This is a genomic window from Allobosea sp. GW821-FHT10B12 (assembly GCF_059415545.1).
In genome coordinates, this window is sequence record NZ_JBWKNL010000003.1 from 931,518 (window position 1) to 944,134 (window position 12,617).

The window sequence follows — 12,617 nt, forward strand, 5'->3', positions numbered from 1 at the left end:
CACAAACCGTCTTGACTCATCGTCATCTCAGCGTATTGTTCCTTTTATTGCAACTTAAGTTCCATTTTTTGGAACTTTCTTGGAAGCGACCCGGATGTCCATCCTGACGGCAGCCGCAGACGTGCTTCGTTGCTTCTCCAGCACGCGTCACGACGTGACCGTGACCGACCTCGTGACTCTTCTCGGCATGCCCAAGAGCAACGCCTCGCGCCTGCTGCGGGCGATGCGCGACGAGGGGCTGCTGGAAACGGTCGGCGACAGCAAGCGCTATCGCCCGGCACTGCTGCTCGCACAGGTCGGCCAGCTCTATCGTTTCGCCGCATCGCTGATCGACCGCGCCGATGCCATCGTCGGACGCGTCTCCGACCAGATCGGCCATACCGGCTATATCAGCGTCCGCCGCGGCACCGACGTCGTTGCGGCCACCGCCCATCCCGGCCGGCATGCGCTCAGGGTCGTCACATCGATCGGCGACCGCATCCCGGCCTTCGCTTCCAGCACCGGGCGCGCTCTGCTCGCCAGGCTCTCCGACGACGACGTCCGCGAGATCTACAAGGACGGGTTCACCGCTCCGTCCGAGACTGCCCCCCGCAACATCGACGACTTGCTGGGGCGGCTGGCCGAGACCCGGCGTGCTGGCTTCGCCGAATCCCATGACGAGGCCGTGCGCGGCGTGCGCGCCATCTCGGTCGGCCTCGGCGACCCCGCCACCGGCGACGAGGTCGCGCTCTGCATCACCTTCCCGGCCGCGACTGCCACGCCGGGCGAGCGCCTTTCGATCATCCGTTCCCTGGCCGAAGGCGCCGCCGAGATCGCGGCCCTGACCCGGGACAAGCACTTCTTCCCTTTGAACCTCTCACCTTCGGAGACTGCTCCATGAGCAATCGCTGGCGCATCGGCTTCGACATCGGCGGCACCTTCACCGATTTCATCCTTTATGACGGCCAGGAGCGCTCGGTCCTCCTGCACAAGCGCCTGACCACCCCGCATGACCCGTCCGAGGCGGCATTGATCGGCCTTGGCGAACTCGTCGAGATGGCCGGGATCACGCTCGCCGACGTCGGCGACATCGTCCACGGCACGACCTTGGTCACCAATGCCGTGATCGAGCGCAAGGGCTCCAGGCTCGGCCTGATCACCACCAGGGGCTTCCGCGACATCCTCGAAATGGGGACCGAGCAGCGCTACGACATCTATGATCTCTTCCTGACCTTCCCCGATCCGCTGGTCTCGCGTGAGCATCGCCTCGAAGTGCCCGAGCGCATGGACCGCGACGGCAAGGCCGTGACCGCGCTCGACGCGGAGGCGGTGCGCAAGGCTGCCCGCGAGCTGGCCGCCGCCGGCTGCGAGGCGATCGCGATCTGCTTCCTCAACAGCTACCGCAACCCGGCCCATGAGCAGGAAGCCGGCCGCATCGTCCGCGAGGCCTGCCCGGAGCTCACTGTCTCCCTGTCGAGCGAGGTCGTCGCCGAGATCTGGGAGTACCAGCGCTTCGTCACCACCGCCGCCAATGCCTATGTCCAGCCGCTGATGCGGCGCTATCTGGAACGGCTGGAGCGCGAGCTCGCCGCCCGCTCCTTCACCGGCGCCCTGCGCCTGATGCACTCGGCCGGCGGCCTGGTTTCGCCCGAGACGGCTCGCACCTTCCCGATCCGCCTGCTCGAAAGCGGCCCGGCCGGCGGTGGCCTCGCCACCGCTCTGTTCGGCGAGCTCGCCGGCCACAAGGACGTGATCTCCTTCGACATGGGCGGCACCACTGCCAAGGCCTGCATGATCGAGGACGGCCGCGCCGAGATCGCGCCGATGCTGGAAGCCGGCCGCGTCAACCGCTTCGCCAAGGGCTCCGGCCTGCCGATCAAGGCGCCGGTGATCGACATGATCGAGATCGGCGCCGGCGGCGGCTCGATCGCGGCGATCGACGAGGTCGGCCTGCTCAAGGTCGGCCCGCATTCGGCTGGCTCCGATCCCGGCCCAGCCTGCTACGGCATGGGCGGCGTGAAGCCGACCGTGACCGACGCCAATCTCGTGCTCGGCTATTACGATCCCGGCTTCTTCCTCGGCGGGCGCATGGCGCTCGATCTCGACGCCGCCCGCAAGGCTGTCGCGACCGTGGCCGAGCCGCTCGGCCTCTCGATCGAGGAAGCCGCCTGGGGCATCCACAAGGTCGTGGTCGAGAGCATGGGTGCGGCCGCCCGCGTCCACCTTGTCGAGAAGGGCAAGGACCCGCGCCATTACGCCATGGTCGGCTTCGGGGGTGCTGGCCCGGCGCACGCCGTCGACGTCGCCCGCGTGCTCGGCGTCAAGCAGGTCATCATCCCGCCGGCCTCGGGCGCGGCCTCGGCGCTCGGCTTCCTCGCCGCCCCGCTCTCCTTCGATCAGGTGCGCTCGCTGCCGGTCGAGTTCTCGGACGGCTTCGACGCCGCTGCGGTCAACCGCGTGCTGACCGAGCTCGAGCAAGAAGGCCGCAAGCACCTGATCGAGGCCGGCGTGAAGCCCGGCGACGTCACGGTCGAGCGTTCGGCCGATATGCGCCTCGTCGGCCAGATGCACGACATTTCCGTGCCGCTACCATCGGGCGCGATCGATGCGTCCAGCCTGGAAGCGATCCGCACCGCCTTCAGCAAGACCTACTCGGCCCGCTACACCTCGGTCTATGAAGGCGCCCGTCTGGAGGCGATCAACTTCCGCGTCCGCTGCGCCGGCCCTGTGCCGACGCTTTCGCTCTCCGGCGCGGCCGGCGGCGGCGACGCCACGGCCAAGGTCAAGGGCAGCCGCCAAGCCTGGTTCGAAGGCGGCTGGAGCGAAGCCGAGGTCTATGACCGCTACGCTCTACGCTCGGGCGATACGATCAAGGGCCCGGCGATCATCGAGGAGCGCGAAGCGACCACGATCGTCCCGCCCGGCGACAGCGTCGCGATCGACGATGTCCTGAACCTGATCATCCATGTCGGCCAGGCCAATGCGGTCGAGACCACGATCACCGCCGATATGCCGCTGGCCGAGGCCGCGCGCCGCATCGAGGCCGACCCGATCTCGCTGGAGATCATGTGGAGCCGGATGATCAACGTCGTCGAGGAGATGTGGCTGACCGTCTGCCGCACCGCCTTCTCGCTGGTGATCTCGGAAGCGCAGGATTTCGCCTGCGAACTGCTCGATCCCGAGGGCGAGACGCTGGCGCACTCGCCCCGCGCCATGCCGGTCTTCAACCTGACGCTGCCGCGCGCGGTCAAGGCGCTGCTGGAGCGCTATCCGGCCGAGACGCTGAAGCCCGGTGACGTGCTGATCACCAATGATCCCTGGCTCTGCGCCGGCCATCTCTTCGACATCGCCATCGTTACCCCGGTCTTCCTGGGTGACCGCGTCGTCGGGCTGATGGGCACGGTCGGCCATGTCTCCGACATCGGCGGCACCAAGGACTCGTTGCGGGCCCGCGAGATCTATGAGGAAGGTTTCCAGATCCCGCCGATGAAGCTCTACGAGGCCGGCAGGATCAACGAGACGCTGGTCCGCCTGCTGGCTGAGAACGTGCGCAACTCCGAGCAGGTGCTCGGCGACCTCCACTCCTTCGTCGCGGCGAATGCGATCGGCGCCGAAAGGCTGCAATCCTTCCTCACCGATTACGGCATGCAGGACCTGCGGGCGCTCGCCCATGTCGTGCAGAGCCGCTCCGAAAAGGCGATGCGCGAGGCGATCCGCGCGCTGCCTGACGGCACCTATCACGGCACCGTCTCGAACAACCCGCTCGGCACGCCGATGACCTATCCGCTGGCGCTGACGGTCAAGGACGACACGATCCATCTCGACTTCGCCGGCGCGCCGCCGCAGCTGCCGCAGGGCGGGTTGAACTGCACGCTCAACTACACGATGGCGCACGCGACATACCCACTGAAATGCATGCTGACGCCATCCGTGCGCGGCAATGCCGGCTGCTACCGCGCCTTCTCGATCGATGCGCCCAAGGGCTCGATCCTGAACTGCGACAAGCCGCTGGCGGTCAACCTGCGCACCCGCACCGGCTGGTACCTGGCGCCGAATATCTTCCGCGCCTTGTCACAGGCGGCGCCGCGCCAAGTCCAGGCCTTCACTGGCCTGCCGGTGGCGGCCAGCGTCTATGGCCGCGATCAGGCCGGCGACACCTATTCCGACATGCTCTTTGTCGGCGGCGGTCAGGGTGGCTCGGCCCATGGCGACGGCAAGTCCGGCCTGCTCTACCCGACCTCGGCGGCCAACACCTCGATCGAGACCTTCGAATCGCGCGTGCCGGTGCTGGTGGTCGAGAAGACCTACCTGACCGACTCCGGCGGCGCCGGCCGCCAACGCGGCGGCCTCGGCCAGCGTGTGCGCCTGCGCAAGCTCTCCGATGACGGCTTGCCGACGCTGGTCTCGCTCTATCCGGAAGGGGTCAACAACCCGATCCCGGGCCTGTTCGAGGGCAAGGCCGGCGGCGGCGCCTCGGGCCGGGTCATCGACGAGCAGGGGCATGTGCTGAAGGACGTCGGCACCGGCGAGCTCGTCCAGGTCAAGCAGCCCCACGAGATCGTCGAGCTCGTCCTGGCCGGCGGCGCCGGCTACGGCCCGGCCTCCGAGCGCCCACGCGAAGCGATCGCCCGCGACATCGCGCTCGGCCTCGTCTCGCCGGAAGCGGCCAAGCGCGATTACGGCATGCATGCCGCCCATGCCTCCCAGGATGTCGGCGAAGCCAAGACCGGCATCCTTGTTGCCTGACTGATCAAGCGAAAGACGCCCGCACGGGCCAATAAGGGGATAGAGGCATGACGACGCAAAATGACGGAGTGCCTCAACGGCACCCCAGCCTGTTCGAGCCGGCGACGCTGGCGCTGATCGCGATCCTCTGCGTCTTCGGCGCGATCATCGGGATGCAGCTCCTGGTGTCGCTTGGCATCACCGCGAACACCTCGCTGATCGGCGCGCTCGCCGCCATGGCGCTGGCACGCGTGCCGCTCGCCGTGTTCGCGCGCTACCGCTCGATCCACGTCCAGAACCTGGCCCAGAGCGCGATCTCCTCGGCCACCTTCGGCGCGGCCAACAGCCTGCTGCTGCCGGTCGGCATCCCCTGGCTGCTCGGCCGGCCGGACCTGGTGCTGCCGATGCTGGCAGGCGCCTTCTTCGCCATGCTGCTCGACGGCTACCTGCTCTATCGGATGTTCGATTCCCGCGTCTTCCCGGCGACCGGCGCCTGGCCACCGGGCGTCGCCGCCGCCGAGGCGATCAAGGCCGGCGACGAGGGCGGACGCAAGGCGGTGCTGATGGGCGTCGGCTTCGTCACCGCGATCATCGTCGGCTTCATCAAGGTGCCGCTGGCCTGGATCGGCTTCGCCGGCTCGGCCGCCGTCTCAGGCATTCCGATGTCCGCCTTCGGCGTCGCCTTCATCGGCAACATCTGGGCGCTGGCGATGTTCGGCATCGGCCTGTTGCTTCGTGGCTATTCCAGCCAGATCTTCGGCGGCCCGCTCTTCGAGACCATCATCCCAAAGGGCGACCTGATGGCCGCCTACATCCCGCACGGCTTCATGATCGGCGCCGGCCTCGTCGCGCTGCTGCAGGTCGGCCTGCTGCTCTTCCGCCGCAGCGAGGCTCAGAAGCAGGCCGAAGCCGCTTCGGGCACGACCGATGCGCAGGTGAAGCGCGCGCTCGGGCTCGGCACGATCGGTTATCTCGTCATCGCCATCTTCATCGCCCTGGTCGGCGGGCTGATGACCGACATGTCGATCGGCATGCTGATCCTGTTCGTGCTCTACGCCGCCTTCGCGGCCTATGTGCACGAATTGATCGTCGGCCTCGCCGCGATGCATTCGGGCTGGTTCCCGGCCTTCGCAGTGGCGCTGATCACCCTGATCATCGGCATGCTGATCGGCTTCCCGATGCCGGCGCTGGCGCTGCTCGTCGGCTTCTCGGCCGCCACCGGCCCCGCCTTCGCCGACATGGGCTACGACCTCAAGGCCGGCTACCTCCTGCGCGGCAACGGCGCCGATCCCGCCTTCGAGCGCGAAGGCCGCCGCCAGCAGCTCTTCGCCGCAATGTTCGCCTTCGTCATCGCCGGCGCGGTCGTGCTGGTCTCCTACCAGTCCTATTTCGACCAGAACCTCGTCGCTCCCGTCGACAAGGTCTATGCCGCGACGATCAAGGCCGGCGTTGCCCCCGGCGTCGCCTGGCAGCTTTTCCTCTGGGCGATCCCCGGCGCGATCCTGCAATTCCTTGGCGGCCCCAAGCGCCAGATCGGCGTGCTCTTCGCTACGGGCCTCTTGATCAACTTCCCGATGGCGGGTTGGGCGGTGCTGGCCGGCATCCTCTGCCGGCTGGTCTGGGAGAAGCTGCGCGGCGCCAGCGGCGAAGGCGACATGGAGGTTTTCGCCGCAGGCGTCATCGCCGGCGACGCAATCTTCTCCTTCTTCGACTCCGTCTCGAAGAATTTTTTCAAGCGCTGAGACCGTAAGGCCCGGGCCGGCGACGGCCCGGGCTGCTTCATCTCTGGAAGGAAGCGTCCATGGCCAAGCTCGGTACCCTCACCATCGGCCAGGCACCGCGCGCCGACATCACCCCGATCCTCGATACAGTGCTGGGCTCAGAGCTGCCGCGGCTGCATGCCGGCGTGCTCGATGGGCTGTCGCGCGAGGAGATCGCCCGGGATTTCGCCCCTCAGCCCGACGGCCCGCTCCTGATCACCAAGCTGCTCGACGGAACCCCCGTCGTCATCGACCGCCAGCGCACCGAGCATGCCGCACAAGCCAAGCTCGCCATGCTCGAAGCCGCCGGCTGCAGCACGATCCTGATGCTGTGCACTGGTCATTTCGCCAGCCTGCGAACGGAACGCGCCCGACTGATCGAGCCGGATCGCATCCTGCCGCCGACGGTCGCGGCGCTGATTCAGGAGGTCCAGCTCGGCATCATCGTGCCGCTTGCCGAGCAGATCGCCTCCGAGGCCGGGAAATGGGCGCCGCTCGCCCGCGCACCGATCTATGCCGCCGCCTCGCCTTATGGTGGCGACAGGCCGTCGGTCGCAGAAGCCGCCGAGAGCCTCGCCGAGCACGGCGCGCAAATCCTGCTGATGGACTGCATGGGTTTCGTCGAACGCCATCGCGAGGAGGCGGCCGCAGCGGGCTTGCCGGTCATCCTGTCGAATGCGCTGATCGCCAAGATCGTCTCGGAAGTGATCTGAGACGGGTCATGTGGCGCCAGCGGGGTAGAACGGCGCGCGCTGTTGCAAGCGTCGCAAGCTGCAACGCAACGTTCACTCAACTTCAGCTTCACATCAGACCAATTCGAGTATCCCGTATACGCGCCTGACCTGTGCCCATAATATCGGCAGGAGAGTAGAGTCGGCTCGTCAGCGAGCGGGGTGTCCGGCGTGAAGATAGGTCTGTCCCGCAGAGGTTTCCTCCAGGCCGGAGCCGCCGGCGTCGCGATCAAGATCTCGCTGCTGCCTTCAGCCACCCAGGCCGAACTGATCGAGACGCCACCGCGTCCCGGCGCCGATTGGCTCGCCGGCGGCAAGCCGAAATACCGGCTCGACGCCGTCGCCAAGGTGACCGGCGGCAAGACCTTCACCCGCGACTACCGCGCCCGCGACCTGGAGGGCTGGCCCAAGGAGCAGGCGCACGCCTTCATGCTGCATGCGACGCGGGTCGACCGCGTCTTCGACGGCGTCGACCTTGCCCTGCTCGGCGATGAGCTCAAGCCCGACCGGCTGGTCCTGCAGGAGGACCTTATCGCCGACGGCGTCGCGATGCCGGCACCGTGGCCGGGCTTCTATGGCGACGTCTTCTTCGTGCCGAAAGGGCAGACGGCGCGGCTGCTCGGCCAGCCTGTCGCGATGCTGATCTATCACGATTTCGCCCGCTACGACGCAGCCAAGCGCAAGTTGCGCTTCAACGACAAGGTCGTGCGCTACGGCGCCGACGGGCCCTCAACCACGCCTGGCCCCTATGGCGCGGCGCGCTATGTCCGGATCGACGGCGGCAATCCCGATGCCGAGGACCGCTATTCCGCGCTGAAGGACACGACGATCCGCGCTGGCTTCAAGGGAACCGAGCCGCAATGGCCTGCTGCCGGCGAGGGCGACGCGATGGCGCGCGGCATGGCGGCGGCGGCCGAGATCGAGCGCGAGATCGCCAATGCCGGCGACGACGTCCTGGCGCTGAGGCGCTCCTATTCGACCCAGTCGGCCGACGCCTCGGCGATGGAGGCTGACAACGGCAATGTCTGGTACGAGCGCGGCAGCGGCGTGCTGCATGCGCTGATCGCGACGCAGTCGCCGCACGAGGTCGCCGAGATGGCGGCCCAGATGCTGTCCAAGTCGAAGTTCCCGCTCCAGAGCATCGACCTCAGGATCGGCTACACCGTCGGCTACGGCACCAAGGACCACGCGCTCTTCCCGTTCTTCTGCGTGCTCGCCGGGCTCTATGGCGAGGGCCGCCCGGTCCGGCTCGCCAATGACCGCTATGAGCAGTTCCAGACCGCGCTGAAGCGCCATGCCTTCCAGATGGAGAAGGTCATGGTGATCGATCGCAAGACCGGCAAGTTCCGGGCGATGACCGGCCGCTACCAGAACGATGGCGGCGGGCGCGAGAACTTCTCGGTCTCGGTCGGCACGGTCGGCGCGACGGCGGCGCAGTCGATCTACTATTTGCCGAAGAGCGATTTTTCCGCCGCGATCATGTCGTCGCGTGCGGTCGATGCCGGCTCGATGCGTGGCTATGGCACGCTACAGACCATGGCCGCGACCGAGATGATGGTCGACGAAGCCGCCGAAGCGCTCGGCCTCGATCCGATGGAGTTCCGGCGGCGCAATGCGCTGAAATCGGGGATGAAGAACTCGCAGGGCGCCATCCCCTCCGGGGCACTGCGCCATGACGAGATTCTGGCGAAGGCGGAGAAGCATCCGCTCTGGGCCAATCGGAGAAAGCGCAAGGCCGAGTTCGAGGCGGCCAATCCCGGCAAGAAATACGGCGTCGGCTACGGCCATGTGCATAAGGACTACGGCACCGGCGCGGAAGCTGCGCTCTGCGCGCTCGAATTCGATGCGAGCGGGCGCCTCAAGCTCTCGCATGTCGCGCATGAGATCGGCACGGGCGCGACGACCTCGCAGGCGGTGATGGCTGCCGGAATCCTCGGCAAGCAGCCCGACGAGACCGTGTTCGGCAAGGTGCGCTGGCCGCAAATGCCGCTGGAGACCACCGACGAGCCCTATACGCTCTCGCAGGAGGAGGAAGACAAGCGGATGGCCAATCCGCGCTGGACGCCTAGCTTCACCTCGCCGATGAGCGCCTCCAACAGCGTCTATTATCTCGGCCATGCGACGCGCGAGGCGGCGCGCATTCTGGTCGAGCTCACGATATGGCCGGCGGCACGCTCGCTCTGGTCGCGCGGCATCGGCGGTGGCCAGATGGCGCCCGAAGCGGTGCGCCGCGAGGATCTGCGCGTCACCAATAGCGGGATCACGGCCGCGGCGATGCAGCCGCTGTCCTTCGCTGCGGTCGCGGCCGAGGCGCATAAGCTCGGCCTCGTCACCGGCATCACCGTGCACAGCTTCAACCGCTGGCAGTGGGCCGAGGCCGAGTTCGAATTGCCGGGGACCGGGCGGCGCCGCTTTCCCATCGATGCGCTCGCGCTGAAATACGGAGACGGGGCGCCGGCCGAGCGCAAGGCGCTGATGACGCAGGGCGGCTGGCATTTCGTCGAGCGGACTTCCGTCTCCTACCCGCCGACGCAGCGCAACAACGCCGGCGTCACCTATTACGCGCCGATGGCGACGCTGGCCGAGATCGTCGTCGACACCGGCAGCGGCGAAGTCAGCCTGCTCTCGCACCACTCCATCCTCGAATGCGGCAACCAGATCGTGCCGGAGCTAGTCTCCGGCCAGATCCAGGGCGGGCTCGCCATGGGCATCGGCCACGCGCTGAAGGAGTACCTGCCGCTCTATGAGGACGGGCCGGGCAACGGCACCTGGAACTGGAATCGCTACGAACTCCCGACCTCGAACGACGTTGCAGTCTGGAAGCAGACGGCCGAGGTGCTGCCGCCGCTCTCCGACACCGATCCGCCCAAGGGCATGGCCGAGGTGGTGATGATCGCGGTCGTGCCGGCGATCGTGAACGGCGTCGCCCACGCCATCGGCAAGCGCTTCTACACCCTGCCGCTCACGCCCGAGAGGATCAAAGAGGCGCTGGCATGACGATCGCGACCAAGACGCTCTCCCTGACCATCAACGACAAGGCCGTCGGCCCGATCGACGTGCCTGAGACGATGATGATGCAGGACTTCCTCTACGAGTACCTGAACCTCACCGGCTCGCGCATGGGCTGCGGCCAGGGCATCTGTCATGCCTGCACCGTGGTGTTGGAAAAGGCTGATGGCTCGCTCGAGGAGATGCGCACCTGCATCACCGGCGCGCACTGGTTCGCCGGCCGCAAGATCAGGACCATTGAAGGCCAGGCCAAGCGCGACGCCAATGGCGCGATCACTGAGCTCTCGCCGGTCCAGCAGGCCTTCATCGAGCATTTCTCGTTCCAGTGCGGCTATTGCACGCCGGGCTTCGTCACCGGGGCGACGGTGCTGCTCGACCAGCTTAAGCGCAACCCGGTCAAGCGCGAGGCGCTGGAGCAGGTGATCAGCGAGGCGCTCGACCGCCATATCTGCCGCTGCACCGGCTATGTCCGCTATTTCGAGGCGGTGCGCGATCTCGTCCTCAGGACTCCCGGCTTGGTGAAGGCGTAAGGCTGATGGCGAGGAAGCTGCTTCTGGCCGTCCTGGCGGTCGCTGTCGTCGGTGCGCTCTTAGGCGGGGCCGTCTTCCTCGGCCTGTTCGAGCGCAGCGTGGTCGCCAGGGAGATCGAGCAGCCGCTTTCGGCCGAGCAGATGAAGGGGCTCGCCAAGCGCGGCGCCTATGTCGCCGTCGCCGCCGATTGCTATGCCTGCCATGTCGTCAAGGGCGGCGCGCCCTGGGCCGGCGGCCTGCCGTTCGAGACGCCGCTCGGGACGATCTTCTCGACCAATATCTCGCCCGACAAGGAGCACGGCATCGGCAACTGGACGCGTGCCGAGTTCCACCGCGCCGTGCGCGACGGCGTCGGCAAGCACGGCCATCTCTACCCGGCCATGCCCTACGCCTCCTACCGCAAGCTGACGGCGGATGATGTCGACGCGGTCTATGCCTTCCTGATGAGCCGCGAGCCGATGAAGGTGGCGAACCGCGCCAACCACATGCCGTTCCCGCTCAACATCCGGCAGGGGCTGACCTTCTGGAACCTGGTCAACCTCTCCTCCGATACGAAGACCGAGGTCGCCGGGCGCTCGGCGCTGTGGAATCGCGGCCGCTATCTGACCGACGCGCTCGCCCATTGCGGCGAGTGCCATACGCCGCGCAACCTCGCCATGGGCATGAAGCAGAGCGCTTATCTAGAGGGTTCGGAGCTCGAAGGCGTGATCGCGCCTGATATCACCAAGGCCGGGCTGACGCGGATGGGCTTCGACCCGCTGGTGTTCGCAAGCTTCATGAAGTCGGGCATCTCGGCGCAGGGCGCGATGACCAACCAGATGTTCGAGGTCGTCCATTTCTCGACCCAGTATTTCACCGCCGACGACCTCGCGGCGATGTCGGCCTATCTCTTCGACCTCGACAAGCTCCCCGAGCGTACAACCCCGCCGGCACCGCCCAAGCCGGTCGCTGTCTCCGCCGAGGTCGCGAGCTCGGCCCGCGCCAGCTATCTCGCCGTCTGCGCCAGTTGCCACGGTCTCGACGGGCAGGGCATCCCGCATGTCGTGGTGCCGCTGGCAACCAATGCCTCGCTGCGGCGGGCCGATGCGCGCAACCTCAACAAGGTCATCCTGGCCGGCATCCCGGCCCAGCGCTTCCCCGGGCTGGAGCGCATGCAGCCGATGCCGGGCTTCGCCGGCCAGCTCTCCGATCAGCAGGTCGCCGACCTCTCCAACTGGCTGCGCGCGAACTGGGGCGGACAGCGGCCGAGCGTCACGGCGGACGAGGTCAAGCGGCTGCGCTGATCGGGCACGCTGAGGCCTAGTCGCTGGCTGGATCCGCGTCGCTGGCGGCGACGGCGTTCCGCATGCCTTGCCTGAGGTCCTGGACAGCCTTGTTGAGCGCGATCATCTGCGGGACCTCGAAGCCGGAATGGCGCAGCAGGGCGTCGGTGAGGCAGCCGGTCTTCGGATGGAGCTCGTGGCCCTTGGCGGTCAGGTGGACCTCGACCAGGCGCTCGTCGATCGTGCTGCGCCGGCGGCCGAGGAAGCCGGCCACCTCCAGGCGCTTGACCGCGGGCGTGATCGTGCTGGGCTCGAGCGCCAGGCGCTCGGCGATGGCGCTGATCGTCAGCCCGTCTTTTTCCCAGAGCGCGCTCAGCACGAGATACTGCGTATAGGTGACGCCGAGCGCGTCGAGCATCGGCTTGTAGACGCGCTGGATCGCCAGCGAGGTTGAATAGATCGAGAAGCAGAGCTGGCCGTCGAGCGGCAGGGTCGGCGGGGCGGGGGCGTCGGTCATGGCAGCTCCTGAAACGGCCTGTGTCGAGAAAAATGATATCGCGATAAAGAAATCGCTTTACAAGCCCTGAGGCACTCTGTATGAGAATGATTATTGCGATAATG

General features: G+C 67.2%; 8 protein-coding genes. 7 read left to right on the top strand and 1 reads right to left on the bottom strand.

Going from position 1 to position 12,617, the window contains the following annotated elements:
* The first annotated feature begins 94 nt into the window (after nucleotides 1–94).
* The 7 genes from AC07O0_RS14530 to AC07O0_RS14560 all read left to right on the top strand — a co-directional run bounded on the left by AC07O0_RS14530 (nucleotide 95) and on the right by AC07O0_RS14560 (nucleotide 12,017).
* Nucleotides 95–880: an IclR family transcriptional regulator gene (locus AC07O0_RS14530; protein ID WP_494624155.1), complete on the top strand. Its 786-nt coding sequence runs from the start codon at nucleotides 95–97 to the stop codon at nucleotides 878–880.
* A complete protein-coding gene (locus AC07O0_RS14535; RefSeq protein WP_494624157.1) occupies nucleotides 877–4,725 on the top strand; it encodes a hydantoinase B/oxoprolinase family protein in 3,849 nt (1,282 codons plus the stop codon). The genes AC07O0_RS14530 and AC07O0_RS14535 overlap by 4 nt, the downstream gene beginning before the upstream one ends.
* A gap of 47 nt (nucleotides 4,726–4,772) precedes the next feature.
* Nucleotides 4,773–6,446: an OPT/YSL family transporter gene (locus AC07O0_RS14540; RefSeq protein WP_494624159.1), complete on the top strand. Its 1,674-nt coding sequence runs from the start codon at nucleotides 4,773–4,775 to the stop codon at nucleotides 6,444–6,446.
* A gap of 59 nt (nucleotides 6,447–6,505) precedes the next feature.
* Nucleotides 6,506–7,177 carry an AroM family protein gene (locus AC07O0_RS14545; RefSeq protein ID WP_494624161.1) on the top strand — a complete coding sequence of 224 codons (672 nt, stop codon included), beginning with the start codon at nucleotides 6,506–6,508 and terminating at the stop codon, nucleotides 7,175–7,177.
* A 189-nt stretch (nucleotides 7,178–7,366) separates the two neighbouring features.
* Nucleotides 7,367–10,192, top strand: coding sequence for a xanthine dehydrogenase family protein molybdopterin-binding subunit (locus tag AC07O0_RS14550; protein WP_494624163.1), 2,826 nt, complete (start codon nucleotides 7,367–7,369; stop codon nucleotides 10,190–10,192).
* The gene (locus AC07O0_RS14555; RefSeq protein ID WP_494624165.1) at nucleotides 10,189–10,734 is read left to right on the top strand and encodes a (2Fe-2S)-binding protein; all 546 of its coding nucleotides are present in this window, start codon (nucleotides 10,189–10,191) and stop codon (nucleotides 10,732–10,734) included. The genes AC07O0_RS14550 and AC07O0_RS14555 overlap by 4 nt, the downstream gene beginning before the upstream one ends.
* A gap of 5 nt (nucleotides 10,735–10,739) precedes the next feature.
* Nucleotides 10,740–12,017, top strand: a complete 1,278-nt coding sequence (locus AC07O0_RS14560; protein WP_494624167.1) for a cytochrome c — start codon at nucleotides 10,740–10,742, stop codon at nucleotides 12,015–12,017.
* A gap of 16 nt (nucleotides 12,018–12,033) precedes the next feature.
* Here AC07O0_RS14560 and AC07O0_RS14565 read toward each other — a convergent pair whose 3' ends face one another.
* Nucleotides 12,034–12,513 (bottom strand): MarR family winged helix-turn-helix transcriptional regulator, encoded by a 480-nt coding sequence (locus AC07O0_RS14565; RefSeq protein ID WP_494624169.1) that lies wholly within the window; start codon nucleotides 12,511–12,513, stop codon nucleotides 12,034–12,036.
* Between the last annotated feature and the right edge of the window lie 104 nt (nucleotides 12,514–12,617).